Annotated in this window: 32 protein-coding genes; 30 read left to right on the plus strand and 2 right to left on the minus strand. The window is 52.5% G+C overall.

The window, feature by feature from the left end; all coding sequences use genetic code 11:
• Positions 1-50: 50 nt before the first annotated feature.
• Together MPQ_RS01300 and ccsB are read left to right on the plus strand one after the other, a co-directional pair.
• Positions 51-1,964 (plus strand): cytochrome c biogenesis protein ResB, encoded by a 1,914-nt coding sequence (locus MPQ_RS01300; RefSeq protein ID WP_013441079.1) that lies wholly within the window; start codon positions 51-53, stop codon positions 1,962-1,964.
• 33 nt (positions 1,965-1,997) lie between these two features.
• Positions 1,998-3,143, plus strand: a complete 1,146-nt coding sequence (gene ccsB / locus MPQ_RS01305) for a c-type cytochrome biogenesis protein CcsB (protein ID WP_013441080.1) — start codon at positions 1,998-2,000, stop codon at positions 3,141-3,143.
• 9 nt (positions 3,144-3,152) lie between these two features.
• On the opposite strand, the gene MPQ_RS01310 is transcribed toward ccsB, so the two are convergent.
• Positions 3,153-4,871, minus strand: coding sequence for a HAMP domain-containing sensor histidine kinase (locus MPQ_RS01310; protein WP_013441081.1), 1,719 nt, complete (start codon positions 4,869-4,871; stop codon positions 3,153-3,155).
• 194 nt (positions 4,872-5,065) lie between these two features.
• Here MPQ_RS01310 and MPQ_RS01315 point away from each other — a divergent pair, with 194 nt between their 5' ends.
• The 26 genes from MPQ_RS01315 to MPQ_RS13620 all read left to right on the plus strand — a co-directional run bounded on the left by MPQ_RS01315 (position 5,066) and on the right by MPQ_RS13620 (position 21,931).
• Positions 5,066-5,710 carry a prepilin-type N-terminal cleavage/methylation domain-containing protein gene (locus tag MPQ_RS01315; protein ID WP_013441082.1) on the plus strand — a complete coding sequence of 215 codons (645 nt, stop codon included), beginning with the start codon at positions 5,066-5,068 and terminating at the stop codon, positions 5,708-5,710.
• Positions 5,711-5,821: 111 nt separating this feature from the next.
• Entirely contained in the window at positions 5,822-6,628 is an 807-nt protein-coding gene (locus tag MPQ_RS01320; protein WP_013441083.1) for an ABC transporter ATP-binding protein, read from the plus strand.
• Complete coding sequence (mlaE, locus tag MPQ_RS01325; protein WP_015829243.1) at positions 6,621-7,412, plus strand: lipid asymmetry maintenance ABC transporter permease subunit MlaE; 792 nt, start codon at positions 6,621-6,623, stop codon at positions 7,410-7,412. The genes MPQ_RS01320 and mlaE overlap by 8 nt, the downstream gene beginning before the upstream one ends.
• A 77-nt stretch (positions 7,413-7,489) precedes the next feature.
• Positions 7,490-7,969 (plus strand): outer membrane lipid asymmetry maintenance protein MlaD, encoded by a 480-nt coding sequence (gene mlaD / locus MPQ_RS01330; protein WP_015829244.1) that lies wholly within the window; start codon positions 7,490-7,492, stop codon positions 7,967-7,969.
• Positions 7,970-7,971: 2 nt separating this feature from the next.
• A complete protein-coding gene (locus MPQ_RS01335) occupies positions 7,972-8,580 on the plus strand; it encodes a phospholipid-binding protein MlaC (RefSeq protein ID WP_013441086.1) in 609 nt (202 codons plus the stop codon).
• 11 nt (positions 8,581-8,591) lie between these two features.
• Positions 8,592-8,885: a lipid asymmetry maintenance protein MlaB gene (locus tag MPQ_RS01340; RefSeq protein WP_013441087.1), complete on the plus strand. Its 294-nt coding sequence runs from the start codon at positions 8,592-8,594 to the stop codon at positions 8,883-8,885.
• A 22-nt stretch (positions 8,886-8,907) separates the two neighbouring features.
• Positions 8,908-9,819: an ABC transporter ATP-binding protein gene (locus tag MPQ_RS01345; protein ID WP_013441088.1), complete on the plus strand. Its 912-nt coding sequence runs from the start codon at positions 8,908-8,910 to the stop codon at positions 9,817-9,819.
• Positions 9,816-10,595, plus strand: coding sequence for an ABC transporter permease (locus MPQ_RS01350; protein WP_013441089.1), 780 nt, complete (start codon positions 9,816-9,818; stop codon positions 10,593-10,595). The genes MPQ_RS01345 and MPQ_RS01350 overlap by 4 nt, the downstream gene beginning before the upstream one ends.
• A gap of 1 nt (position 10,596) precedes the next feature.
• Positions 10,597-10,845 carry a BolA family protein gene (locus MPQ_RS01355; protein ID WP_013441090.1) on the plus strand — a complete coding sequence of 83 codons (249 nt, stop codon included), beginning with the start codon at positions 10,597-10,599 and terminating at the stop codon, positions 10,843-10,845.
• Between the two features lie 19 nt (positions 10,846-10,864).
• Positions 10,865-11,185, plus strand: coding sequence for a Grx4 family monothiol glutaredoxin (gene grxD / locus MPQ_RS01360; protein WP_013441091.1), 321 nt, complete (start codon positions 10,865-10,867; stop codon positions 11,183-11,185).
• 42 nt (positions 11,186-11,227) lie between these two features.
• Positions 11,228-12,478: a UDP-N-acetylglucosamine 1-carboxyvinyltransferase gene (gene murA / locus MPQ_RS01365; RefSeq protein ID WP_013441092.1), complete on the plus strand. Its 1,251-nt coding sequence runs from the start codon at positions 11,228-11,230 to the stop codon at positions 12,476-12,478.
• A 44-nt stretch (positions 12,479-12,522) separates the two neighbouring features.
• The gene (hisG, locus tag MPQ_RS01370) at positions 12,523-13,173 is read left to right on the plus strand and encodes an ATP phosphoribosyltransferase (protein ID WP_013441093.1); all 651 of its coding nucleotides are present in this window, start codon (positions 12,523-12,525) and stop codon (positions 13,171-13,173) included.
• A 9-nt stretch (positions 13,174-13,182) separates the two neighbouring features.
• The gene (hisD, locus tag MPQ_RS01375) at positions 13,183-14,481 is read left to right on the plus strand and encodes a histidinol dehydrogenase (protein WP_013441094.1); all 1,299 of its coding nucleotides are present in this window, start codon (positions 13,183-13,185) and stop codon (positions 14,479-14,481) included.
• Positions 14,478-15,545 (plus strand): histidinol-phosphate transaminase, encoded by a 1,068-nt coding sequence (gene hisC / locus MPQ_RS01380; RefSeq protein WP_013441095.1) that lies wholly within the window; start codon positions 14,478-14,480, stop codon positions 15,543-15,545. Before hisD ends, hisC begins: the two co-directional genes overlap by 4 nt.
• A 177-nt stretch (positions 15,546-15,722) precedes the next feature.
• A complete protein-coding gene (gene hxlA, locus MPQ_RS01385; RefSeq protein WP_013441096.1) occupies positions 15,723-16,388 on the plus strand; it encodes a 3-hexulose-6-phosphate synthase in 666 nt (221 codons plus the stop codon).
• A gap of 98 nt (positions 16,389-16,486) precedes the next feature.
• Positions 16,487-17,074, plus strand: a complete 588-nt coding sequence (gene hisB / locus MPQ_RS01390; protein ID WP_013441097.1) for an imidazoleglycerol-phosphate dehydratase HisB — start codon at positions 16,487-16,489, stop codon at positions 17,072-17,074.
• 44 nt (positions 17,075-17,118) lie between these two features.
• Positions 17,119-17,763 carry an imidazole glycerol phosphate synthase subunit HisH gene (gene hisH / locus MPQ_RS01395; RefSeq protein ID WP_013441098.1) on the plus strand — a complete coding sequence of 215 codons (645 nt, stop codon included), beginning with the start codon at positions 17,119-17,121 and terminating at the stop codon, positions 17,761-17,763.
• Between the two features lie 20 nt (positions 17,764-17,783).
• Entirely contained in the window at positions 17,784-18,524 is a 741-nt protein-coding gene (gene hisA, locus MPQ_RS01400) for a 1-(5-phosphoribosyl)-5-[(5-phosphoribosylamino)methylideneamino]imidazole-4-carboxamide isomerase (protein ID WP_013441099.1), read from the plus strand.
• Positions 18,521-19,279, plus strand: a complete 759-nt coding sequence (gene hisF, locus MPQ_RS01405) for an imidazole glycerol phosphate synthase subunit HisF (RefSeq protein WP_013441100.1) — start codon at positions 18,521-18,523, stop codon at positions 19,277-19,279. Before hisA ends, hisF begins: the two co-directional genes overlap by 4 nt.
• Positions 19,276-19,668: a phosphoribosyl-AMP cyclohydrolase gene (gene hisI / locus MPQ_RS01410; RefSeq protein ID WP_013441101.1), complete on the plus strand. Its 393-nt coding sequence runs from the start codon at positions 19,276-19,278 to the stop codon at positions 19,666-19,668. Before hisF ends, hisI begins: the two co-directional genes overlap by 4 nt.
• Positions 19,661-19,978: a phosphoribosyl-ATP diphosphatase gene (locus MPQ_RS01415; protein ID WP_015829251.1), complete on the plus strand. Its 318-nt coding sequence runs from the start codon at positions 19,661-19,663 to the stop codon at positions 19,976-19,978. Before hisI ends, MPQ_RS01415 begins: the two co-directional genes overlap by 8 nt.
• Before the next feature lie 6 nt (positions 19,979-19,984).
• Positions 19,985-20,323: a histidine triad nucleotide-binding protein gene (locus MPQ_RS01420; protein WP_013441103.1), complete on the plus strand. Its 339-nt coding sequence runs from the start codon at positions 19,985-19,987 to the stop codon at positions 20,321-20,323.
• A gap of 23 nt (positions 20,324-20,346) precedes the next feature.
• The gene (gene tatA, locus MPQ_RS01425; protein ID WP_013441104.1) at positions 20,347-20,565 is read left to right on the plus strand and encodes a Sec-independent protein translocase subunit TatA; all 219 of its coding nucleotides are present in this window, start codon (positions 20,347-20,349) and stop codon (positions 20,563-20,565) included.
• Between the two features lie 15 nt (positions 20,566-20,580).
• The gene (gene tatB / locus MPQ_RS01430; protein ID WP_013441105.1) at positions 20,581-20,937 is read left to right on the plus strand and encodes a Sec-independent protein translocase protein TatB; all 357 of its coding nucleotides are present in this window, start codon (positions 20,581-20,583) and stop codon (positions 20,935-20,937) included.
• A complete protein-coding gene (tatC, locus tag MPQ_RS01435) occupies positions 20,934-21,662 on the plus strand; it encodes a twin-arginine translocase subunit TatC (RefSeq protein WP_013441106.1) in 729 nt (242 codons plus the stop codon). The genes tatB and tatC overlap by 4 nt, the downstream gene beginning before the upstream one ends.
• Before the next feature lie 146 nt (positions 21,663-21,808).
• Positions 21,809-21,931, plus strand: coding sequence for a DUF3149 domain-containing protein (locus tag MPQ_RS13620; RefSeq protein WP_013441107.1), 123 nt, complete (start codon positions 21,809-21,811; stop codon positions 21,929-21,931).
• Between the two features lie 33 nt (positions 21,932-21,964).
• Here the strand turns inward: MPQ_RS13620 and MPQ_RS01440 are convergent, their stop codons facing one another.
• Positions 21,965-23,119, minus strand: a complete 1,155-nt coding sequence (locus MPQ_RS01440) for a Do family serine endopeptidase (protein ID WP_041361929.1) — start codon at positions 23,117-23,119, stop codon at positions 21,965-21,967.
• 37 nt (positions 23,120-23,156) lie between these two features.
• Between MPQ_RS01440 and MPQ_RS01445 the strand changes: the two genes are divergently transcribed.
• Both MPQ_RS01445 and petA read left to right on the plus strand, forming a co-directional pair.
• Complete coding sequence (locus MPQ_RS01445; RefSeq protein ID WP_041362517.1) at positions 23,157-23,903, plus strand: Nif3-like dinuclear metal center hexameric protein; 747 nt, start codon at positions 23,157-23,159, stop codon at positions 23,901-23,903.
• A gap of 96 nt (positions 23,904-23,999) precedes the next feature.
• Positions 24,000-24,596, plus strand: a complete 597-nt coding sequence (gene petA / locus MPQ_RS01450) for a ubiquinol-cytochrome c reductase iron-sulfur subunit (protein ID WP_013441111.1) — start codon at positions 24,000-24,002, stop codon at positions 24,594-24,596.
• Positions 24,597-24,598: the final 2 nt, after the last annotated feature.

Consider the following 24,598-nt stretch of genomic DNA (forward strand, 5'->3'; position numbering starts at 1 on the left):
TGAAGCCTCAGTTCTCCAACTCCCGTCGACTATACGAGCTCCTTAGTTCCATGCGTTTTGCCGTGAGCTTGCTTACCGTATTGGGGATCGCGTCTATCATCGGAACGGTCCTCAAGCAAAACGAGCCTTATCCCAATTACGTGATCAAGTTCGGCCAGTTCTGGTTTGATCTGTTCGAAAAGCTGGGCTTGTATGACGTGTACCACAGTGTCTGGTTTCTGGTGATACTGGTGTTCCTGGTGCTGTCGACCAGCCTTTGTATTTATCGTAATAGCCCCCTGATGTTACGGGAGTTGCGTGCTTATCGTGAGGGCGCGACAGAAAAATCCCTGCGGGCATTCAGTCATCGTGCTTCTTATACAGTTGCCGCTACTGCCGAGGCGCGTGCGCGTATCGTGCAGTTTTTAGGGCAGCGTGGTTTTCGCTTCAAAACCGTACAGCAAGCCGATGGCAGCGAGCTGATTGCCGCCAAGGCAGGCAGCTATCAGCGCTTGGGCTATATCCTGACGCACACGGCCATCGTCGTCATTTGTGTCGGCGGCCTGATTGATGGCAACGTGCCCTTCAAGGTGCAAGAGCTGCTCGGCTACAAAAAGGTCGAAACGCTGGATATTCCTGAGAATGAAGTGCCGGCCATCAGCCGCTTGTCCGTGCGGAATTTGTCTTTCCGCGCCAATATGACCCTGCCGGAAGGTGCCAGCTCCAATGTGTCTTTCATGCGCATTCGCGATGGCTATCTGGTGCAGGAGCTGCCATTCCGTATTCAGCTGAAGCAGTTCCGGATTGAGCATTACGCCACTGGCCAGCCCAAGTCCTTCGAGAGTGATCTCTTGATTATTGATCCTGACCTCAAGGAGCCGTTGGCGCACACCATCAGTGTCAATCATCCGCTGATTTACAAAGGCATTGCCATTTACCAGTCCGATTTTCAGGATGGTGGTACCAAGCTCAATTTCAATGCATATGGTTTGTTTGGCGCCAAAGATCAGCCGATCAAAGTGCAAAGCAATATCTTCAAGAACGTGACCCTGGGTGAGGGCGATCAGGCGCTGAAAGTTGAATTCAACGATTTCAGGTTGTTCAACATTCTTAACTTGTCTCCCGATGGCAAGGGCAAGCCACATAACGTTGGCCCCAACATCACGTACAAGGTGCGCGATGCCCAAGGTCAGGCGCGCGAGTATGTGAGCTACATGCAGCCATTGCAGCTGGATGGCCGCCGCTATTTCGTCACCGGCATGCGGGCAACGCCACAGGATGAATTGAAGTACCTGCGTATTCCTGCGGATGAGGATTACAGCTTGCAAGGGTTCATGCGGCTACGGGCCACCATGTTTGATCCCTCCCTGCACGAGGAAATTGCGCGTCGCTTTACTCAGGATGCCATGGGCGACAAAGCTGATCCCGACATGCGCAAGAAATTCCAGGCGAGTGTAGTGCAGTTGTTGCAAGGCTTTGATGCAGGTGGCTACACGCGGATTGCCAAGATGATTGAAGATGCCGTGCCGGAGCCGCAACGCGAAAAGGCGGCGCAGACCTATCTGAAAATTATCTCTGGTGCGACGCTTGAGGCCTACAAGCTGGGGCTTGAGCGTGCTGGACTCAAGGCCGGTGAGCCTGATTCCAATACGCAGATCTTTCTGCAGGAAAGTCTGAATGCCATGAGTGATCTATTCTTTTATGGCGCCCCGTTTTATTTGCAGCTGGATGAATTCCAGCAACGTCAGGCCAGTGGTTTGCAACTGACGCGCTCTCCCGGCAAGAATCTGGTGTATGGTGGGTCCGTGTTGCTGGTGCTGGGCATCTTTGCCATGATTTATATCCGGGAACGCCGTATCTGGATGTTGATCAAACCCACGAATGAAGTGTTGTTTACCATGTCTGCGAATCGCAAGAATCGCGATCTGGATATGGAGTTCGAGCAGTACCGCGAACAGTTGCGTCGATTGTTGCAAAGCGAATAGCGCATGCTATCTAGCCAAGGATCAGGAAAAACCATGAATACCATTTTGTTTGAAGATCACCCTCAGCCGCTGTTGAAGCGTTTGCGCTGGCAGGATTGGCTGTATGCCATCATCCTCTGTGCGGGCGCCCTGTTTGCCTACCAGCAATATGGCGCTTACATGGATGCCTACGAAAAAACCTTTTTGATCGGTGCCGCACTCGGCTTCAGTTATCTGGGCTGGCAGTGGAAACCCATGCGTCTTCTGATTATCGGCATCGGCATCATCAGCCTGTTTGCCATTCAGCTCTATCAGGCCGATCTGGCCCGCGCCGAGCATGCCTTCCTGTTGAAATTCCTTATCTCCAGCCAGTCCGCCATCATGTGGATGAATGTGCTGTTTGTGCTGGCCATGCTGACCTACTGGTTTGCCTTGTTCCGGCGCTCCGAATTCTCCGGCAAGGTGGCGACCAGCCTGACCTGGTCCGCCGTACTGATGGGCTTTGTCGGACTGATGGTGCGCTGGTATGAGTCCTATCTGATTGCGCCGGATGTTGGCCATATTCCTATCAGCAATCTGTATGAAGTATTTGTGTTGTTCTGCCTGATTACGGCACTTTTGTATCTTTACTATGAACGCCGCTATGAAACCCGCCAGCTGGGTGGCTTTGTCTTGCTGGTCATTAACGCGGCGGTAGGCTTCATCCTCTGGTACACCTTTGATCGTCAGGCCAATGCCATTCAGCCGCTGGTGCCTGCCTTGCAATCTTACTGGATGAAAATCCATGTGCCTGCCAACTTTATTGGTTATGGCGCCTTCTCGCTGGCAGCGATGGTGGGTAGCGCTTATTTGCTGGCCGAGCGTGGCATTCTGGCATCGCGCCTGCCCAAGCTTGAAGTGCTGGATGACGTGATGTACAAGGCGATTGCCGTCGGTTTTGCCTTCTTCACCATTGCGACCATTCTGGGTGCCATGTGGGCGGCGGAAGCCTGGGGCGGCTACTGGTCATGGGACCCGAAGGAGACCTGGGCACTGATCGTGTGGCTGAATTATGCGGCCTGGCTGCACTTGCGCCTGGTCAAGGGCTTGCGCGGCAGCATGCTGGCCTGGTGGGCATTGGTTGGTTTGCTGGTGACGACCTTTGCCTTCCTTGGCGTCAATATGTTCCTTTCCGGCCTGCACTCTTACGGAACGCTTTGATGATTGGTGCTAGGCCGGCTGTTGCGGGCCTAGCGTAAACCAGACTGCACCTTCGCGATTTTCCTTCAACGCCAGCGTTAATCCGCTGGCGTTTGCCTGTTTGGCAGCCTGATACAAGCCTATACCCAGCCCTTTGCCCGAGCTTACCTGTTTTTTGAACAGGTTCTCGGCGATAGTCGCGGGCATTGCGCTACCGGTATCTCTTACTGCCACCGTATAGTGATGATCCCCACTCAGGCTGACATAAATGGCCAGCTCTGGCTGACTGCTGCGCTTGGCCAGGGCATTCTGAATCAGATTGTCCGTCACGCTATCCAGCACATCGCCATCCACTTCTGGATTGGCAGAGATGGTGGTCTCGAAAATAATCCCAAGTTGAGGGTAATGCGCCTGAAAACTTTCCCACCACTGCAAGATGGGCAGCGTGTTACGCGTTTCGCTGGCAGGTGATTGCAGCTTGGTCAGCGTTTTTGCCATGCGTTCATTCAGCAGGGGTAATTGCTTGCGGATCAAGGCAAGCAGTCGCTCCTGATCGCTTGCTGCGGTATGCTCGGCTGCGCTGCACAGGGCGCCCATGGATTGGACCAGATTCTTGATGTCATGCGTCAGGCGGGCGCCGGTCTCATATACCGCCTGCATATAGGCATTCTGTGTCATGGTTTCTTCGCGGCGTTTTGCTTCATAAAACTCGGCCACAATGCGGGTCAGCAGTTTGACGTGTATCGTCAAGGCGGGAGTCAGCGGCCAGCGGCTATACAAGGTCAAATTCACATCATGAAACTGCAACTCGTGCAGATGCATGCTGGGTTTGCCCAATTGCTGTTCGCTCTCACCGAGGCGCCATGTGGCGCCCTCAACCCACGGCAACTGCGCAATGTCGGCAATGGCATGCGAAAGAAAGCTGGCTGGCGTGCGTTGCTGCTGGGCAAGCTCGGCGATACTCTGTATCCACTGTTCAAAAGGCAAGCCCACACTGAGCAGATAGCGCGAAAGTATCAGGCCAATCCCCGAGAAGCCTGCCCTGGGATTCCAGAACCAGCTCAAGGCCAGCAAGCCTGCCGCCAAGGCAAAAATCATCTTCAGCAATACTTCGGTGTAGCGTGCCTGTGTGGTCGTGGCGATGGCGAAGCATCCGAGCACCAGCGTGATGGTGACCATCAGAAGCATCAACGTATAGAAAAAGTCCATGGCAAGCGCTTGCCGAGCATCCCCATGCTCAGCCTTGGTAAACAGCACGCCGACGGGCAGCAAAAGCAGCCCGTATTCAACGAGCACCATCAAGGCATCCGTATCGATATTTCTGGCGAGCAAACGCGGCACGACATGCATGGTCAGCATGGCCAGCAAGTAGGTTGCGGCCAGCAGAAAGCCAGGGCGGGCAGATGTTTTTGCCAGCGAAAAAATGCGTCCGCCTAGCAAGGAAAACAGCAGGCAAAGCCAGAAAGCCATGAGCCACCAGCTCATGAATATAGTCATTACAATCCCGCCGCCCAGCAGAATCAGGGCGGTTCGCAGGGTGAGGGGCTCCCTGCCATGCAGCACGGGCTGCCAAAGCAGAAAGCAGCCATAATGAAAAAGGGCCCAGGCTGTTTGTAGCTCACTCCCTATGCCCCACACCAGCAACCCGTGCAATGAAAACAACATCAGCGCCAGCTGCCATTGCTGGCGAGATGCCATGGCAAATCGCGAGGCGTGCATGGCAATCGATGTGGGGCTGGTAGGTGTCATTTTATTGTCAGAGATGATGATATTTTGACGCTGGGAAGATGATTTTAATCATATAAGCCCATAATCGTAATCAATTTAATTTCGGAACAAGAATTTCGCCTGTGGCACGCCAATTGCAATGTAGAATGCAACAAAAATCAGTTATTTCTGATGTTGGCAGGTAAAAAAATAACAGGGGTCATAAGGATAGCTTAATGAACAAACAGTCTGGTTTTACCTTGATTGAGCTGGCAATTGTGCTGGTGATCATCGGCTTGCTGCTTGGCGGCGTGCTGAAGGGGCAGGAGCTGATTAACAGTGCCAAGGTAAAGAACATGGCATCTGACTTTAGAAACATTCAGGTTCAGGTATATTCCTATCAGGATAAATTCAAGGCATTGCCAGGGGATGACAAAGCCGCTATCAATCATGTGGGTGCAACCAGCAATGGCGACGGCGATGGCGTTATTGAAGGCGTCTGGAACTCGACAACCCAGACCGATGAAACCTACATTTTTTGGCAGCATTTAAGGCTGGCCGGGCTGGCAACGGGCTCAACCACACTGGGGGATGCGACTTACCAGCCGACCAACACCGAGGGTGGAGTGATTGGGGTGCAGTCCAATCCAAACAAGACGATTTCGGGGTTGAGCGGATCTTATGCCATATGCTCGACTGGCATTCTGGGCAAGTTCGTAAAACAGTTGGATGCCACCATGGATGATGGCAATACCGCGACTGGAGCCATGATGGCTGCCGAAACGGTGAGTGGGACTGCAGCTGCAACTGCGGTTGTGTCCGCCGGGAGTAGTCCATCCATTGTGGATTCGCAGAAATACGTGGTGTGCATGGCGTTTTAAGGCAGTTAAATTGTTGTAAAAAAGCCCGCTTAGGCGGGCTTTTTTGTTTTTGTATTACGTGCGCAACACGAATTGATTTAAAATGGCAGGATTCCAAATTCCAAGACCGCTATGGCCGACAACATCGTCGAAATCGACAATCTATCCTTTGGTTACAAAGGGCGACTGCTGCATAAGGGCATTAATATGTCCTTTCCGCGTGGCAAGGTGATCGCCATCATGGGTGGCAGTGGAAGTGGCAAGACAACCTTGCTGCGCCTGATTGGCGGGCAGCTGGTCCCCACTCAAGGCGAAGTGCGTGTCGAGGGTCAGGTGGTCCACAAGCAGGATCGTCATGGCCTGTTTCAGCTGCGTCGCAAGATGGGCATGCTGTTTCAGTTCGGCGCCCTGTTTACCGATTTGTCGGTTTACGAAAATGTCGCTTTCCCCATTCGGGAGCATGCTGACTTGCCTGAGTCCATCGTCCGTGATCTGGTGATGATGAAACTGAATGCTGTTGGCTTGCGCGGTGCTCGTAACTTGATGCCGACGGAGCTTTCAGGTGGTATGGCGCGCCGCGTGGCCTTGGCCCGAGCGATTGCGCTTGACCCGTCCATCATCATGTATGACGAGCCATTTACTGGTCTCGATCCGATTTCCATGAGCGTCACCTGCAACCTCATTCGTAGTCTGAATGATGCCCTGGGGGCGACCTCCATACTGGTTACCCATGATGTGAAAGAAGCGTTTTCGATTGCCGATTATGTCTACATCGTGGCCAATGGGGTGGTTGAGGCGGAAGGTGCTCCTGACGAGTTGCGGCAGTCGACGCTGCCGTTTGTACATCAATTTGTGCATGGTGAAGTTGATGGGCCAGTGCCCTTCCACTATTCCGCGCCTGATTACCGGCGCGATATGCTGAGAGGGCAGGATGCTTAATCGTTTGGCTGAAGTGTTGCGTGGCATGGGCCACCGCATTATTGATCGTGTCTGGCGTCTGGGTTCAGGCGCGCGATTCTTTGTGTACACGCTGATTTATTCTGGCGAGAGTTTCAGGCGTATCCACCTGACCATCCGGGAAATTTACTTTACCGGCGTCATGTCCTTGCTCATCATTTTGGTGTCTGCATTCTTTGTCGGTATGGTGCTGGCGTTGCAGGGTTATAACACCTTGCAGAAATATGGCTCGTCAGAAGCGATTGGCGTGCTGGTGGCGCTCTCTCTGGTGCGCGAGTTGGGTCCTGTGGTCACGGCGCTGTTATTTGCTGGTCGGGCCGGTACAGCCATTACCGCTGAAATCGGCCTGATGAAAACGACCGAGCAGTTGTCGGCGATGGAAATGATGGCGGTCAGCCCGATTGCCCGTGTGGTGGCTCCCCGCTTCTGGGCCGGTGTGGTTTCCATGCCCTTGCTGGCAGCCCTGTTCTCTATGGTAGGGGTATTGGGCGGTTATCTGGTGGCGGTTCCGGTCATCGGCGTGGATAACGGCGCTTTCTGGTCGCAAATGCAGGCCAGCGTTGATTTTCAGGCAGATATTGTGAATGGTGTCATCAAGAGTGTGGTGTTTGGCGTTGCTTGCACCATGATTGCCCTGTTTGAGGGGTTTGATGCTCCGCCTACTGCCGAGGGCGTAAGCCGGGCAACAACACGTACGGTGGTGAATTCGTCCTTGGCTGTGCTTGGCCTGGACTTCATCCTGACTTCTTTCATGATTGTGACTTGATTCGCTGATTGCGGGTGAGTAAGCCCTTGTGTAGGGCGCGAAATAAAATGCGTGATAACGCAAAGACTGGAGATTGAATGGAACGCACAACAATGGATTTATGGGTCGGCATTTTTGCCGTCGCTGGCGCTGCCGCCTTGTTTGGACTGGCGCTGAAAGTGGGCAATCTGACTTCCAGTAGCATCGGCGAAACTTACACGGTAACTGCTGCTTTTGAAAATATTGGCGGTTTGAAGCCACGTGCCCCGGTAAAAAGCGCGGGTGTGGTGATCGGCCGTGTCGACAATATTCAGTTCGATAGTAAAACCTTTGAAGCAAATGTGACTCTGAAGTTGGATAAGCGTTATCCATTCCCCAAAGACACGTTTGCCAATATTTATACGGCTGGCCTGCTGGGCGAGCAATATGTGGGTCTGGAAGCCGGTGGCGATGACCAGTCATTGAAAGATGGCGACAAGATTTCCCATACCCAGGATGCAGTTGTCCTGGAAAAAATGATCAGTCAGTTCTTGTATAACAAAGCCTCCGAGAGTGGCGATAGTAAAAAGGCGGAATAAACATGAAGTCTGTAATGAAATTCGTAGCAAGTATTGCCCTGATGGGCGCAATGCAGTTGGCTGTGGCCGATGTCGCCCCTGATGTGCTGGTGAAGTCGACTGCTGATGAAGTGCTGGCCATCGTCAAGAAAGACAAGGATATTCAGGCCGGCGATCAGAAGAAGATTTTTGCCTTGGCAGAAGAAAAGATTTTGCCTAATTTCGATTTTGATCGTGTTTCACGCATGGTGCTGGGCAAAAACTGGAGCCGCGCCAGCAAAGAGCAGCAGGATGCCTTCCAGAAGGAATTCCGCAGCCTGATGCTGCGTACCTATGCCACGGCGCTGGGTAAGTATCGTAACCAGACCATCAACTACAAGCCATTGCGCGCTGAGCCTTCCGATAAGGAAGTGACCGTCAAGACGGAAATCGTGCAGCCAGGTGGTCAGCCTATCGCTGTCGATTACAGCCTTGAAAAAACCGGCGAAGCCTGGAAGGTCTACGATATCGTCATTGAAGGCGTGAGCCTGGTGACTAACTATCGTGGTCAGTTCAGCAATGAAATTCGCCAGTCCGGCATGGATGGTCTGATTCAAAAGCTGGCCGACAAGAACGCTGGTTCTGCCAAATAACGGCAAGCAGAATGACGCAAATTATTTCTGAAGGGCAGCGCTGGCAGGTGCAGGGCGATATGACGATGCCGCAGGTGAATAAGCTGCTGGCACAAAGTCAGGCCTTGCCTATGGCAGATCGGCTTGAAGTTGATCTTTCCGCCGTGTCTGATGTGGATACGGCGACGATCAGCGTGCTGTTTGAATGGCTGCGCCGTGCGCAGGATCAGAAGTGTGAATTGAAGTTCATCCATTTTCCCAAGAACCTGACCAGTCTGGCGACGCTCTATGGCGTGCTGGATCTGATCCCTCACGTCGCCGCTTAGGCATTCGGGCTTTGCCCGTTTCATGACCATGACCCCCGCAATCAAGATTGAGCAGGTAACCAAAGATTTCGGTGCTTTAAAAGCACTGAAAGGAATTGATCTGTCGATTGAGCAGGGGGAGTTCTTTGCCTTGCTAGGCCCCAATGGGGCAGGTAAGTCCACCCTGATCAACTTGCTTGCTGGCCTGCTGCGTCCAAGTAGCGGCAAATTGTCAGTGATGGGGCATGACGTAGTATCCCAATATGCGCAGGCCAGGCAGTTACTGGGCGTTGTCCCGCAAGAACTGGTGTTTGATCCATTTTTCAATGTGCGCGAAATGTTGCGCTTTCAGGCGGGGTATTTTGGTCGTGGGCCAGAAAATGACGCCTGGGTGGATGAAGTGATTGAGTCCCTGGGACTGACCGACAAGGCCCACGTCAACATGCGTCGCCTGTCTGGTGGCATGAAGCGTCGGGCATTGATTGCACAGGCGCTGGCCCACAAGCCCCCCGTTATCGTGCTGGATGAACCAACCGCGGGCGTCGACGTGGAATTGCGCCAGACCATGTGGGCGTTCATTCAGCGCCTCAATCGCGAAGGCCATACCATCATTCTCACCACGCATTATCTGGAAGAGGCTGAAGTGCTCTGTTCGCGCGTTGCCATGATGAAGTCGGGCCAGATTGTTGCGCTGGACACCACGGCGAATCTGCTCAAGCAGATTCCTGGCAAGCAGCTGCGCGTCACCATGGCGCCTGGCAGTGTGCTGCCCGTTGGCATCGCTGCGCTGGTGCGTCATCGTGATGGCGATGTCTACACTTTTACATTGAATGATGTCGCCCAAGTGGCGGACGTATTGGCGGAGCTTCGCCAGTCGCAATTGACGTTTACGGATATGCAGCTGCTGGAAGCTGATCTCGAGGATGTGTTTGTCGATATGGTGGGGCGCGCATGAGCAGTCTCATCTCAGCACGCATGCGCGGTCCCTGGACGTTGTTCAAAAAGGAGCTGCTACGCTTCTGGCGCGTCAGTTTTCAGACAGTCGCAGCCCCGGTCATGACGGCGCTGCTGTACTTGCTGATTTTTTCCCATGTGCTTGACAAGCATGTGCAGGTTTACGACGGCGTGGGATACACCGCCTTCCTGATCCCGGGCCTGATCATGATGTCGGTATTGCAGAATGCCTTCGCCAACAGCTCATCCAGCCTTATCCAGTCCAAGGTGATGGGCAGTATAATTTTTGTGATGTTGACTCCGTTGTCTTATCTGGAGTTTTTCCTGGCATTCCTGGCGGCGTCCATAATTCGTGGCTTGGTGGTGGGGCTATGTATTTATCTGGTGGCGATCATCTTCATTGATCTGCCGATTGCGCATCCGGGGTTCATCCTGGCATTCGCGTTTCTGGGGAGTGCATTGCTGGGCGCGTTTGGCATTATCGCTGGCATATGGGCGGACAAGTTTGACCAGATGGCGGCATTCCAGAATTTTATTATCATGCCTCTGTCATTCCTTTCTGGCGTGTTTTACTCGATCCATTCCTTACCGCCGGTATGGCAGACGGTCTCCCATTTCAACCCGTTTTTCTACATGATAGATGGCTTCCGGTATGGGTTTTTTGGGCAAGGCGACATTTCTCCTGCCGTCAGTTTGCTGGTGGTCGGGGTCAGTTTCTTGCTGCTGTCATGGCTTGCGCTCAGAATGTTGAAATCCGGATACAAGCTCAGGGGCTAAAATGTTAAGCGCAGATGATGTAAAAACCTATATAACGCAGGGTCTGGCGTGTGATTACGTGCAAGTGCTGGGTAATGATGGCCAGCATTTTGAGGCGGTGATCGTGAGCGCTGCCTTTACAGGCAAGAATATGGTGCAGCAGCACCAGTTGGTTTATCAGGCTTTGGGCGATCGCATGCGCCAGGAAATTCATGCCTTATCGATGCGCACCTTCACGCCCGAAACCTGGGCGCAACGTGCTTCGACTTAAGCTTTTTAAGGAGTTTGAAATGGATAGTACTCAAGAATTGATCAAGAATCAGGTCACGGCAAACCCCGTGGTGCTTTATATGAAGGGCACGCCTAAGTTTCCGCAATGCGGTTTCTCCGGTCTTGCCGTGCAGATTCTGCAGGCGAGTGGTGTAAAGGATTTCGTGGCGGTGGATGTGCTGGCCGATCCTGCCATTCGTGATGGCATCAAGGTTTATGCTAACTGGCCAACCATTCCCCAGCTCTATATCAAGGGCGAGTTCGTGGGTGGCGCTGATATCATGCGCGATCTGTTTCAACAGGGCGAGCTGCAAAAAATGCTGGAATCCGCTACTGCCTGAATCTTCGGGCAGTTGCTAGACAATAAAAGTTAGGGATGGATTTTGGACAAGCTGGTTATTGAAGGCGGCATTCCGCTACAAGGGGAAATCACCATTTCCGGTGCCAAGAATGCGGCATTGCCGATTCTCTGCGCTTCGCTTCTGGCGGAAACCCCGCTTAAACTGAGCGCGGTGGCCAAACTCAAGGATGTGGGGACTACCATTACCTTGCTGGAACACATGGGTGTTCAGGCCAGCCGATCCGAAGATCGTGTCGTCCTCGATGCTTCGCATATCCATACCCAGGAAGCGCCTTATGAAATGGTGAAAACCATGCGCGCTTCCATCCTCGTGCTGGGCCCTTTATTGGCCCGGTTTGGTCATGCCCGTGTGTCGTTGCCCGGCGGCTGTGCCATTGGTTCGCGTCCTGTGGATTTGCATATCAAGGGATTGCAAGCCATGGGCGCCGAGATCCATATTGAACATGGCTACATTGAGGCGCGTGCCAGCAAGCTCAAGGGAGCACGCTATTTCATGGATATGGTCACGGTCACCGGTACCGAAAATCTCATGATGGCCGCATGTTTGGCCGAGGGGACCACGGTGCTTGAGAACGCCGCCAAAGAGCCCGAAGTGGTTGATCTTGCTGATTGCCTGATCAAAATGGGCGCGCGTATTGAAGGTGCTGGTACTGACATCATTACCATACACGGTGTGGAGCGTTTGCATGGCTGCGACCATCAGGTGGTATGCGATCGTATCGAGGCAGGAACCTATATGGTGGCTGCCGCCATGACCGGTGGTTGCGTCAAATTGAACAATGCACGGGCAGATCTGCTGGATGCCGTGATCGAAAAGTTGCGCGATGCCGGTGTAACAGTGGAAAGTGATGCAACTAGCATCACCGTGAAAAGTAACGGAAAATTGAAGGCTGTGAATATCCGCACAGCGCCGCATCCCGCTTTTCCCACGGACATGCAGGCGCAAATGATGGCCTTGAATACCATCGCGGATGGCGTGGCTAAAGTGACAGAGACTATTTTTGAAAATCGCTTCATGCATGTGCAGGAAATGCAGCGTCTGGGTGCCCAGATTGAAGTGGAAGGCAATACGGCGATTGTGCGCGGCGTGCCCAAGCTGGAAGGTGCTACCGTAATGGCGACTGACTTGCGCGCTTCGGCCAGCCTGGTGCTGGCGGCGCTGGTAGCCAGCGGCGAGACGATAATCGAGCGTATTTATCACCTGGATCGTGGCTATGAAAATCTCGAAGAGAAGCTCACGGCGCTGGGTGCCAAGGTCAAGCGGACTTCTTGAAGCGCTTTGCCATTGAATGACCGTATTAACAGAGAACTGAATTCATGATCACCATTGCCCTATCCAAAGGCCGCATTTTTGAAGAGACCACCCCTCTGCTGGCGGCCGCGGGCATTCATGCCCTGGAAGCGCCAGAGGCCTCGCGCAAGCTGATTCTGCCGACCAACCGTCCGGACGTCCGCTTGCTGATTGTGCGGGCGACCGATGTTCCCACTTACGTGCAATATGGCGCGGCTGATCTGGGCATTGCTGGCAAGGACGTGCTCACTGAACATGGTGGCGAAGGGCTGTATCAGCCGCTGGATCTGCAGATCGCCCGGTGCAAGATGATGGTCGCCGTGCGTGAGGATTTCGATTATTTCGGTTCGATTCGTCGCGGTGCCCGTCTCAAGGTCGTGACGAAATATGTGAAAACGGCGCGTGAGCATTTTGCCAACAAAGGCATGCATGTCGACCTGATCAAGTTGTATGGTTCGATGGAACTGGGCCCATTGGTCGGCCTGGCCGATGCGATTGTTGACCTGGTGAGCACCGGTGGCACATTGCGTGCCAATCAGCTCAAGGCCGTCGAAGAGATTGCCGATATCAGCTCTCGCCTGGTGGTGAATCAGGCTTCGCTCAAACTGAAGCGTGGCGAGCTGCAACCAATCATGGATTCATTTGCCCAAGCAGTGGCAGAAAATGGAAAGAAATAAGGCTACACAATGAATATTCGACGCTTTTCTACTCGCGATGTGACCTTTGATGCGGATCTCAAAGCCTTGCTGGCATTTGAGACCGCTCAGGATGACCAGATTGATCTGGTGGTTGCCGATATCTTGCGCAATGTAAAACAACGTGGCGATGCCGCTGTGCTGGAGTACACCAAGCGCTTTGATCATCTTGATGTGGCAGGTCTTTCCTCTCTGGAAATCTCCCAAGTAGAACTGCATTCCGCACTGGAAGCACTGCCGGCTGCCCAGCGCGAGGCATTGCAACAAGCGGCTGAGCGCGTGCGTCTTTACCACGAGAAGCAGTTGATGTCGTCCTGGAGTTATACCGAGGATGATGGCACTTTGCTCGGACAGCAAGTCACTCCGCTTGATCGTGTGGGCTTGTATGTGCCTGGCGGCAAGGCAGCCTACCCTTCATCCGTGCTGATGAATGCTATTCCAGCCAAGGTGGCAGGGGTAGAAGAACTGATCATGGTAGTGCCGACACCCAATGGTGAGCGTAACCAGCTGGTGCTGGCTGCTGCGGCGGTATGCGGCGTGGATCGCGTGTTCTGTATCGGTGGCGCCCAAGCCGTGGGAGCTCTGGCATATGGCACCGAGACCGTACCGCAGGTAGACAAGATTGTCGGGCCTGGCAATGCCTATGTGGCCGCTGCCAAGCGTCGCGTATTTGGCGTAGTCGGTATTGATATGGTGGCCGGACCTTCTGAAATTCTCGTGATCTGTGATGGCAAGACCAATCCGGACTGGGTGGCGATGGATTTGTTTTCGCAAGCCGAGCACGACGAGCTTGCCCAGGCCATTTTGTTATCGCCCGATGCCGAGTTTCTCGACAAGGTCGCCGCCAGTGCAGCACGTCTGGTTGAAGAGATGCCGCGCAAGGACATCATCAAGACATCGCTGCAAGGCCGTGGCGCGCTGATTCAGGTGAAGGATCTGGAAGAAGCCGCTCGCATCAGCAATTACATCGCTCCGGAGCACTTGGAGCTTTCACTGGATGATCCTCTGGCCTTCAGCAAGAAGATCAAACACGCCGGTGCCATCTTTATGGGGCGTGATACCTGCGAAGCACTGGGGGATTACTGTGCGGGACCTAATCACGTGTTGCCTACTTCACGTACGGCCAGATTTTCTTCGCCGCTTGGTGTGTACGATTTCCAGAAGCGCTCCAGCCTGATCATGGTATCGGCCGAAGGTGCGCAAAAACTGGGCAAAGTGGCCGCTACCCTTGCGTATGGCGAAGGCCTGCAAGCACACGCCCGTTCTGCGGAGTACCGGCTTAAAAAATGAGTAAATACTGGAGCCAGGTAGTACACGGCCTCACCCCCTATACACCGGGTGAGCAGCCTAAAATTGCCAACCTCATCAAGCTCAATACCAATGAAAATCCGTATGGCCCCAGCCCTAAGGTGCTGGAGGCTTTGCGCGGCGAAGCTGCGGATAGTCTGCGCCTTTACCCGGACCCCAATTCAGACCGGCTGAAACAGGCCATTGCCGAGTTTCATGGCTTGACGCCAGCACAGGTGTTTGTTGGCAATGGGTCGGATGAGGTGCTGGCACATGTGTTTCTTGCTTTGCTCAAGCATGATGCTCCTTTGTTATTTCCGGATATTACCTACAGCTTTTATCCGGTGTATTGCGGGCTCTACGATATTGATTATCAGACCGTGCCATTGACGCAAACCTTTGAAATCAACGTGGATGATTATCGCGTTGCGAATGGCGGGATTATTTTCCCCAACCCCAATGCGCCCACGGGGCGTGTGCTGGCGCTGAGCGAGATACGCCGGTTGCTGGATGCCAATACCGAGTCGGTGGTTGTCGTTGATGAGGCCTATATTGATTTTGGTGGTGAATCAGCCGTAACGCTGGTCAATGCGTATCCGCAGTTGTTGGTGACGCATACCTTGTCAAAATCACGTTCCCTTGCTGGTTTGCGTGTCGGGTACGCGGTGGGTCATCCTGAGCTGATCGATGCCTTGCATCGGGTGAAAGATAGCTTCAACTCCTACCCCATCGACAGGTTTGCCAGTGCTGGAGCAGTGGCTGCGATGGAGGATGTTGCCTACTTCGAGGCGACGCGTCAGCGCGTGATGGCTAGCCGCGAAAAGATTGTGGATGCCATGCAGGCCTTGGGCTTTGAAGTATTGCCTTCCGGAGCCAATTTCATTTTTGCGCGTCACCCCCATTGTGACGCCTTAGGTCTGACGACAGCATTGCGTGAACGCAGCATTATCGTGCGCCACTTTAAAAAGCCTGCCCGTATTGATCAGTTCATGCGCATTACCGTGGGAACTGATGAGGAATGTGAGGCACTGATTGCCGCTTTGAAGGACATTCTCTCCGCCACCTGAACTTAAAAGCGATTATGATGCTGCCTAATGATGCATTTAAGGTGCATCATGGCAAAATATTGCTAAAATTCAACCGATTTACCCTATTCACAAGAAAAAATGTATCATTACGGAGTGAGTAAATCATAACCCTGTAACTTAAGCGGAGGAAGTATCGTGGCACAACCATCAGTACAAATGGCATTGGATTCATTGGATTTCGATGCAACCGTAGCACTGGCTACCAAAGTAGCCCCCCATGTAGATATTCTTGAAATCGGTACCCCTTGTATCAAGTACAACGGTATCAAGCTGCTGCAAACACTGCGCGCTAAATTCCCGAATAACAAGATTCTGGTTGATCTGAAGACCATGGATGCTGGCTACTACGAAGCTGAGCCTTTCTACAAGGCTGGCGCTGACATTTGCACCGTACTGGGTACTGCCGATATCGGTACTATCAAGGGTGTAATTGATGTTGCCAACAAGTATGGCAAAGAAGCTCAAATCGATCTGATCAACGTTGCTGACAAAGCTGCACGTACCAAGGAAGTTGCAAAGCTGGGCGCGCACATCATCGGTGTGCACACTGGTCTGGACCAACAAGCTGCTGGTCAAACTCCATTTGCTGACCTGGGTCTGGTATCCAGTCTGAATCTGGGCGTTAAGGTTTCTGTTGCTGGTGGTATCAAGCCAGCTACTGTTAAGCAAGTAGTGGATGCTGGTGCCAACATCGTTGTTGCTGGTGCTGCTATCTACGGTGCTGCTGACCCTGCTGCTGCTGCTGCTGAAATCAGCGGCCTGGCAAAAGGTTCGACTTCCAGCGGCGGCGTGTTCGGCTGGTTGAAGAAACTGTTCAGCTAAGACGAAATATCACGTCTGGAACTCAAACCGCCGCAGTCGCTGCAAAGGTCTGCGGCGGTTTTTAGTTTTTTGAAACTCAAGAAAGTAATGATCTTCCCATGCGTATTGCCGAAGTAAGTCGTAATACCCTCGAAACGCAAATCTCGGTGTCAATCAATCTGGATGGTACCGGCGTATCCAAGCTCGCCAGCGGTCTGGGTTTTTTTGATCACATGCTGGATCAGATTGCCCGTCATGGCATGATGGACATTACAGTGTCTGCCAATGGCGATTTGCATATTGATGCGCATCACACTGTCGAGGATATTGGCATTACCCTGGGTCAAGCTTTTGCCAAGGCAATAGGCGATAAAAAAGGCATACGTCGTTACGGTCACTCTTATGTACCGTTGGACGAAGCATTGTCGCGTGTTGTACTGGATATTTCCGGCCGCCCCGGCATGGAATTCGGCGTGGAGTTTACACGCGCCCGCATAGGCGACTTCGATGTCGACCTCATACACGAATTTTTCCAGGGCTTTGTCAATCACGCCCTGGTGACCCTGCATATCGATAATCTGCGTGGTGACAATGCGCACCATCAGGCAGAAACGATTTTCAAGGCTTTTGGCCGCGCTTTGCGTATGGCCGTGGAAGCAGATGACCGCATGACCGGCATCATGCCTTCGACTAAAGGCACTTTATAAGTTTTGGGTAGTCCCAATATTTCTGATTTTGTTAAGCACAGACTATGATCGATATTGCTGTTGTGGATTATGGCATGGGCAATTTGCGCTCCGTATCCAAGGCGCTGGAGCATGTGGCGCCCGGTAAACGGGTGGTCGTGACCAGTGATCCTGCCGACATTGCGGCGGCTGAGCGTGTGGTCTTTCCTGGCCAGGGGGCCATGCCTGACTGTGTCAGGGAGCTTGATGCCAGAGGCCTGCGCCAAGCGGTGATTTCTGCGGCTGCCGACAAGCCTTTTCTGGGCATCTGTATCGGGCTGCAGCTCCTGTTCGATCATAGTGAAGAAGGCAATGCCGCTGGACTGAGCATCTTGCCAGGGAATGTTAAGCGCTTTGCTGATGCTGATATGGTGGATGCAAACGGCGCACGGTTAAAAGTACCTCATATGGGCTGGAACGAGGTTTATCAGAGCCGTCCTCACCCCATATGGAACGATATCGCCGATGGCGCGCGTTTCTATTACGTGCATAGTTACTATGTCGTTCCCGAGGACGCCGGGATTGAGGTGGGTTACAGCAATTACCCCAAGCGCTTTACCAGCTGTATTGCGCGCGATAATATTTTTGCGGTGCAGTTTCACCCAGAAAAAAGCCAGCACGCCGGCCTGAAGTTGTTATCCAATTTTGTTGCGTGGGACGGACGTCCTTAATTTCTATCTATTAAAAAAATATGCTGATTATTCCTGCCATCGACCTGAAAGACGGTCACTGTGTACGACTCAAACAAGGCCTTATGGAAGACGCCACCGTGTTTTCCGAGGATCCGGGTGCCATGGCGCGCCATTGGGTAGATAAGGGCGGCAAACGTCTGCATCTGGTTGACCTTAATGGCGCATTTGCAGGAAAGCCCGTGAATGAAGGCGCGATCAAAGCCATTGTGGATGCGGTTGGTGGAGAAATCCCAATTCAGCTCGGCGGTGGTATCCGTGATCTTGAGACCATTGAGCGTTATCTGGACGATGGTATCGATTACGTCATCATTGGCACAGCTGCCGTTAAAAATCCGGGGTTTTTACATGAGGCATGCTATGCCTTCCCTGGTCAGATCATGGTTGGCCTCGATGCCAAGGATGGCAAGGTGGCGGTAGATGGCTGGTCCAAACTCACCGGGCATGACGTGATTGATCTTGCACAGAAATTTGAAGGCTATGGCGTGGAAGCCGTGGTGTATACCGATATCGGTCGCGATGGCATGCTGAGCGGGGTGAACATTGAAGCAACCGTGGCATTGGCGCGAGCGCTGACCATTCCGGTCATTGCCAGTGGCGGCATTACCAATCTTGAAGATGTGCATAAGCTGTGTGCCGTGGAAAGTGAAGGCATCATGGGAGCCATTACCGGCCGCGCCATTTATGAAGGCACGCTGGATTTTGCTGCCGCACAAGCATTGGCAGACGAGCTGAACGGATGAGCCTGGCCAAGCGCATTATTCCGTGCCTGGACGTGACCGATGGTCGTGTGGTCAAGGGCGTGAATTTCCTGGAGCTGCGCGATGCGGGTGATCCGGTTGAGATTGCCAAACGCTATGATGATCAGGGCGCAGATGAGCTTACTTTTCTGGATATCACGGCCAGTTCGGACAACCGCGGCTTAATTCTCAATATTATCGAGCAAGTCGCTTCCCAGGTCTTCATTCCATTGACGGTGGGCGGTGGCGTGCGCGAAGTTGACGATGTCCGCCGTTTGTTGAACGCCGGGGCCGATAAGGTCAGTATCAACACTTCCGCTGTCACCAATCCGCAATTGGTGGCAGACGCGGCAGGACGCTTTGGTTCGCAATGCATTGTGGTGGCGATTGATGCCAAGCAGGTGGGCGATCATTGGGAAGTGTTTACCCATGGTGGCAGAAAAGCCACGGGACTTGACGCTGTTGAGTGGGCAAAGAAAATGGTTGCGCTTGGTGCTGGTGAATTGCTGGTGACCAGTATGGACCGCGATGGCACCAAAATCGGTTTTAACCTGCCCTTGAATCGCGCGATCAGCGATGCGGTCAGTGTCCCTATCATTGCTTCGGGAGGTGTGGGCAATCTATTGCACCTTGTTGAAGGTGTACAAGAGGGTGGCGCTGACGCTGTGCTGGCAGCTAGTATTTTCCACTATGGTGAATTTACCGTACGCCAGGCAAAAGAATACATGCGTGACCATGGCATAGAGGTGCGATTGTGAGCGTAGCATGGCTGGATAAAGTGCAATGGACAGCGGATGGCTTGGTGCCCGTTATTGCCCAGGAAGTGGGTAGTAACAAAGTGCTGATGTTCGCATGGATGAATCGCGAAGCCTTGCGCCTGACTGCCGAAACCGGGCAGGCTGTTTATTGGTCACGCTCGCGCAATCGGCTCTGGCATAAGGGTGAGGAATCCGGTCATGTGCAAAAGGTGCATGAGATTCGCCTTGATTGCGATGAGGATGTGGTACTCATCAGTGTCGAGCAGGTGGGCGGCATTGCCTGCCATACTGGGCGGCATAATTGTTTTTTCCAGAAGCTGACAGATACTGAGTGGGTGATAGACCAGCCCGTTATCAAAAATCCTGGGGATATTTACCACCGTGAGTGATGTACTTAACCGATTGGGCGAGTTGCTGGAACAGCGTAAACAAGCTGATCCGGCAGCCTCCTATGTGGCCAAGCTGTATGCCAAGGGCATGGATAGTATCCTGAAGAAAGTAGGCGAAGAGGCCGCGGAGACCATCATTGCCGGCAAGGGTGGCAACAAAGATGAAATCATCTATGAAACTGCCGATCTCTGGTTTCATACCTTGATCATGCTGGCGCATGCCGGGCTTGAGCCTCAGGATGTGCTGGATGAGCTTGCCCGCCGCGAAGGCCTCTCTGGGCTGGTAGAAAAAGCCCAACGCAAGGAGTAGCATGGAATGAGTGCTGATTGTATTTTTTGCAAAATTGTCGCGGGTGCCATTCCGTCCACCCAGATTTATGCAGATGACGACGTGGTGGTATTCAAGGATATTAATCCTCTGGCCCCCGTTCATTTTCTTATTGTTCCGCGCGCGCACATAGAATCATTGGCCAGCTGCGACGCATCTCATCAGGCATTGCTGGGGAAAATGTTGCTGTTGGCCCCCAAGCTGGCCAAAGAGCAAGGCCTTGCCGGTTTTCGTACCATGATCAATACCGGGCGAGAAGGTGGCCAAGAGGTATTCCATATTCATGTTCATGTTTTTGGCGGCGGCACTACCCTGCCAAAAACCTAGCGCTAAAATTCAGGAGAGTTGAAATGGGTTCATTCAGTATTTGGCATTGGTTGATCGTGCTGGTTATCGTGGTACTGATTTTTGGTACCAAGAAGCTACGCAATATGGGCAGTGATGTAGGTGGCGCGGTGAAAAACTTCAAGGATGCCATGAATGAAGGCGCGCAAAAGCCGGGCAGTTTGGATGATCGCGGAACCAGCAATACCGTAGAGGGCGAAGTGACCCAGAAATCCAAGCAGTAAAGCGGTCACCTACCCGTGTTTGATATTGCTTTTTCCGAACTGCTAGTGATTGGCGTAGTTGCCTTGATTGTGATCGGCCCGGAAAAACTACCCAAGGTGGCACGGACATTGGGGTTACTCGCAGGCAGGTTGCAACGCTATGTTGCCAATGTAAAGTCTGATATTGATCGTGAGCTCCAATTTCAGGATTTGCAGAAGTTGCAGCAGGAAATCAAGCAGGGGGCTGATCGTCTCCAGGCAGATATGCATCAATTTCAGTCTCGCGCCAATGAGCAGCTCAAGGAGGTCGAAAAAAGTATGATTCCTCCTCCTGAGTCATCGCCCGAGGCCGTTACTCCCCTAGTACAACCTGACACCCACAAGCCACAGTGACGACGACGGATACCTTTATTTCGCATCTGATTGAGTTGCGCAACCGGTTGTTGCGTATTGTCATCGGAGTGGTGCTGGTATTTATCGGCTTATTCCCTTTTGCCAATAAAATTTATACGCTATTGGCACAGCCATTATTGAGTCATTTGCCGGCTGGCGGACAAATGATTGCTACAGCTGTCACCACGCCTTTCTTTGTGCCCATGAAAGTGGCGATGCTGGCTGCATTTGTTATCTCTCTGCCACACACCCTTTATCAAGTCTGGTCATTTATTGCACCTGGGCTTTACACCCATGAGCGGCGGTTCATGGCGCCACTGGTCGTGGCGAGCACGCTCTTGTTCTTCGCCGGGATGTGCTTTGCTTATTTTCTGGTGTTCCCGGTCGTGTTTGGCTTTATTGCCGGCACAGCGCCTGAGGGCGTCGCCGTGATGACTGATATCGGCAACTATCTTGACTTTGTTATCACGCTTTTCATGGCGTTCGGTATTGCCTTTGAAGTGCCGGTGGCTGTCGTGTTATTGGTGTATTTTGGCCTGGTCAATATTGAGACGCTCAAAGATATACGTTCCTATGTCATTGTCGGAGCCTTTGTCATTGGCGCCATTTTCACCCCTCCAGATGTCATATCCCAGGTCATGCTGGCTGTCCCTCTGTGGTTGCTATACGAGGCCGGCATTCTCGTCGCAGGATTCCTGCGCGTTCGTACTACTCAAGCTGATTAGTTTTTTACCTTAGCGTTGCAAAAATGCATACGACCATAATTTATTCATGGTTATTTAACCATATTTAAAAAAAGGTCTTTAAAAAGTTTTTTGCCAGGCGTAAGATCAATTTGCCTATAACAATGACAGGGTAAAAGGAGATTGAAATGCTGAAAGTACTGTTTGGATCCTGGGTTGGAATTGCTTCCATCATGACGATAGTGCTGACGATCGTGGTAGTCAGCTATTGGGTAGGGTATTGCGTGGTCAATGCGAACCGCGCCAAATAATGCGCGGATATTCCCGGGCTTGTTGCCCGGGACTTATTCGGTAGGAACGACGGTTGGACGCGGGCGCTTGCCAATAAGAACAGGCACTGAAAATTCTCTCTGGTCGCGCGAGATTTTCAGTACGGCTTTCTTGTTGGGTTTCAAACTGGAGATCAGGTTCAGCATGCTGGAACTATCCTGAACCTGGCGCCCGTCAATTTCCAGAAGAATATCTCCGGGTCTCAAGCCGGCTCGCTCGGCAGGGCTGTCGCGCAATATGCCGGCAATCAGTGAGCCACGCACCTCTTTCAGGCGGAAAGACTCCGCCAGTTCCGGTGTGATGTCTTGAGCCTCAATGCCAATCCAGCCACGCGTTACACTGCCTTGACGAATGATCTGTTCCATAACCTGTTTGGCAAGGCTGACTGGAATGGCAAAACCAATCCCCATTGACCCGCCACTGCGCGAGTAGATGGCGCTGTTGACACCAACCAGATTGCCATCTGTGTCTATCAATGCCCCTCCGGAGTTGCCCGGGTTAATCGGCGCATCGGTCTGAATGAAGTTCTCAAAAGTATTAATGCCCAGGTGGCTGCGACCAACCGCGCTAATAATGCCTTGCGTCACGGTTTGCCCGACGCCAAACGGATTGCCAATCGCCAGTACCACATCGCCAACATTAATCTGATCCGCTTTGGCAAACGTAATCGCGGGCAGATTCTTTACGTCTACTTTAAGCACGGCCAAATCCGTCTCGGGGTCTGTGCCAACGACGCGTGCCGATACTGTTCTGCCATCAGCCAGTGCGACTTCGATTTCATCAGCAGATTCAATGACGTGGTGATTAGTCAGGATCAGCCCCTGGGTGCTGACGATAACACCAGACCCCAGGCTGTTCTCACGTTGTGGTTGCTCATCCTGCTGATCACCAAAAAAATGACGAAAAAGTGGATCATCCATGAAAGGTTGAGATGGATTTGCCTCAGCCTTTTTGCTGGTAAAAATGTTAACAACGGAAGGCATGGCCTTCTTTGCGGCAGCACTGTAAGACCCGGGCGGTATGGAGGAGGCTGGGGTGGCAGGTGCCTCATTGACGACCAGCGGTTTGGCGCTGTGAGTGAACAAATCTGGATAAAATTGTTGAGCGACAAAAATGACAGCGAGACTGATGGTGACAGTCTGTGCAAAAATGAGCCAAAGTTTGCGCATGATCTAAATGAGTTTTTCCGAAAATGGATACAGAAAAATGAAATTGAATGAGTTGTTAGATTATACCGGACAAATTCTTCAGGTAGCGCGGTTCAAGGATTATTGCCCAAATGGGCTGCAAGTGGAGGGGCGGTCTGAAGTCACGCGCGTGGTGACAGGTGTGACGGCATCGCTTTCGCTGCTGGAGGCGGCCAGAGAGCAGGAGGCCGACTTGGTGATGGTGCATCACGGATATTTCTGGCGCAACGAAGATGCGCGAATCGTGGGAATAAAGCAAAAACGTATCAAGCTTCTGTTGGAAAGCGGGATGTCATTGGCAGCCTATCATCTTCCTCTAGACGCTCATCGGGAATTGGGAAACAACGCACAACTGGCGAGACAATTGGAATTCGTTATCGATGGTTGGACCGGGGAGCAGGACCTGATTGCCTACGGCAGAACTGCGGTTGAGATGACGGGTAGCATGTTGCGGCAGCATATATCCAGCATTTTGAATCGCGAGGCGATATTGTTGGGGCCTGGTGAGAAAGCGATTCACAAGGTGGCGTGGTGTACAGGGGGTGCGCAAGGTTATATGGAACAAGCCATTGCATTGGGCGTAGACGCGTACATCAGTGGGGAGGTGTCGGAGCAAAACTTGCATCTCGCTAATGAGGCCGGGGTAGTTTATATTGGGGCGGGACATCACGCGACGGAGCGTTATGGCATTCAGGCCTTGGGCGCACATCTCCAAAATCGATTCAATCTGGAGCATCACTACATCGAAATCAATAACCCTGTATAAGCCGCGGTTTTAGGTTTAAGTTTTTCTCTGAACGCTGTAAAATGGCGCGCTAATTAACTGTATTAGAGCAAGTCGCATTAAATTTAAGGGAATGTGATGGCGAATCAACAAGTGGATCAGGGGAAGCGGCGCTTTTTAATCGCAGCGACTACCGCAGTGGGAGGTGTGGCGGCCGCGGCTGTTGCAGTTCCTTTTATTACAAGTATGTTGCCAAGCGAGCGAGCAAAGGCAGCGGGTGCTCCAGTCGAGGCTGATATCAGCAAGATCGAGTCGGGCGCCATGATCACCGTCGAGTGGCGCGGTAAGCCAGTATGGCTGATCAATCGTAGCCAGGAAATGATGGCCGCATTGACCCAGCATGATGACAAATTGTCTGATCCCAAGCTGGAAGTCACCACGCAGCAGCCTGCGTATTGCCAGAATGCTTCACGTTCGATCAAGTCGAATTTGATGGTGCTGGTGGGTATATGTACTCACCTGGGCTGTTCACCATCCCCCAAATTACAAGCTGGTAACGAAATGGGCGCAGATTGGCCGGGCGGTTTTTTCTGTCCTTGCCATGGTTCCCGTTTTGATCTGGCGGGTCGTGTATTCAAAGGCTCTCCCGCACCTATCAATCTGGTGGTGCCTCCACACAAATACCTCAACGACAATCTGCTGTTGATTGGTGAAGACGATAAGGGGGCCGCGTAATC

The organism is Methylovorus sp. MP688 (genome assembly GCF_000183115.1).
GTDB lineage: Bacteria > Pseudomonadota > Gammaproteobacteria > Burkholderiales > Methylophilaceae > Methylovorus > Methylovorus glucosotrophus.

Bases quoted from the DNA above. Each gene is read 5' to 3' on its own strand.
- hisB (WP_013441097.1), top strand. From the start codon at position 16,487: ATGCGTATTGCCGAAGTAAGTCGTAATACCCTCGAAACGCAAATCTCG.
- hisD (WP_013441094.1), top strand. From the start codon at position 13,183: ATGAATATTCGACGCTTTTCTACTCGCGATGTGACCTTTGATGCGGAT.
- mlaD (WP_015829244.1), top strand. From the start codon at position 7,490: ATGGAACGCACAACAATGGATTTATGGGTCGGCATTTTTGCCGTCGCT.
- MPQ_RS01345 (WP_013441088.1), top strand. From the start codon at position 8,908: ATGACCATGACCCCCGCAATCAAGATTGAGCAGGTAACCAAAGATTTC.
- ccsB (WP_013441080.1), top strand. From the start codon at position 1,998: ATGAATACCATTTTGTTTGAAGATCACCCTCAGCCGCTGTTGAAGCGT.
- MPQ_RS01440 (WP_041361929.1), bottom strand. From the start codon at position 23,119: ATGCGCAAACTTTGGCTCATTTTTGCACAGACTGTCACCATCAGTCTC.
- MPQ_RS01445 (WP_041362517.1), top strand. From the start codon at position 23,157: ATGAAATTGAATGAGTTGTTAGATTATACCGGACAAATTCTTCAGGTA.
- grxD (WP_013441091.1), top strand. From the start codon at position 10,865: ATGGATAGTACTCAAGAATTGATCAAGAATCAGGTCACGGCAAACCCC.
- tatA (WP_013441104.1), top strand. From the start codon at position 20,347: ATGGGTTCATTCAGTATTTGGCATTGGTTGATCGTGCTGGTTATCGTG.
- MPQ_RS13620 (WP_013441107.1), top strand. From the start codon at position 21,809: ATGCTGAAAGTACTGTTTGGATCCTGGGTTGGAATTGCTTCCATCATG.
- hisC (WP_013441095.1), top strand. From the start codon at position 14,478: ATGAGTAAATACTGGAGCCAGGTAGTACACGGCCTCACCCCCTATACA.
- hisH (WP_013441098.1), top strand. From the start codon at position 17,119: ATGATCGATATTGCTGTTGTGGATTATGGCATGGGCAATTTGCGCTCC.
- MPQ_RS01300 (WP_013441079.1), top strand. From the start codon at position 51: ATGCGTTTTGCCGTGAGCTTGCTTACCGTATTGGGGATCGCGTCTATC.
- mlaE (WP_015829243.1), top strand. From the start codon at position 6,621: ATGCTTAATCGTTTGGCTGAAGTGTTGCGTGGCATGGGCCACCGCATT.
- MPQ_RS01335 (WP_013441086.1), top strand. From the start codon at position 7,972: ATGAAGTCTGTAATGAAATTCGTAGCAAGTATTGCCCTGATGGGCGCA.
- MPQ_RS01340 (WP_013441087.1), top strand. From the start codon at position 8,592: ATGACGCAAATTATTTCTGAAGGGCAGCGCTGGCAGGTGCAGGGCGAT.
- MPQ_RS01420 (WP_013441103.1), top strand. From the start codon at position 19,985: ATGAGTGCTGATTGTATTTTTTGCAAAATTGTCGCGGGTGCCATTCCG.
- MPQ_RS01320 (WP_013441083.1), top strand. From the start codon at position 5,822: ATGGCCGACAACATCGTCGAAATCGACAATCTATCCTTTGGTTACAAA.
- MPQ_RS01315 (WP_013441082.1), top strand. From the start codon at position 5,066: ATGAACAAACAGTCTGGTTTTACCTTGATTGAGCTGGCAATTGTGCTG.
- hisA (WP_013441099.1), top strand. From the start codon at position 17,784: ATGCTGATTATTCCTGCCATCGACCTGAAAGACGGTCACTGTGTACGA.
- MPQ_RS01350 (WP_013441089.1), top strand. From the start codon at position 9,816: ATGAGCAGTCTCATCTCAGCACGCATGCGCGGTCCCTGGACGTTGTTC.
- hxlA (WP_013441096.1), top strand. From the start codon at position 15,723: ATGGCATTGGATTCATTGGATTTCGATGCAACCGTAGCACTGGCTACC.
- hisF (WP_013441100.1), top strand. From the start codon at position 18,521: ATGAGCCTGGCCAAGCGCATTATTCCGTGCCTGGACGTGACCGATGGT.
- hisG (WP_013441093.1), top strand. From the start codon at position 12,523: ATGATCACCATTGCCCTATCCAAAGGCCGCATTTTTGAAGAGACCACC.
- MPQ_RS01310 (WP_013441081.1), bottom strand. From the start codon at position 4,871: ATGACACCTACCAGCCCCACATCGATTGCCATGCACGCCTCGCGATTT.
- petA (WP_013441111.1), top strand. From the start codon at position 24,000: ATGGCGAATCAACAAGTGGATCAGGGGAAGCGGCGCTTTTTAATCGCA.
- MPQ_RS01355 (WP_013441090.1), top strand. From the start codon at position 10,597: ATGTTAAGCGCAGATGATGTAAAAACCTATATAACGCAGGGTCTGGCG.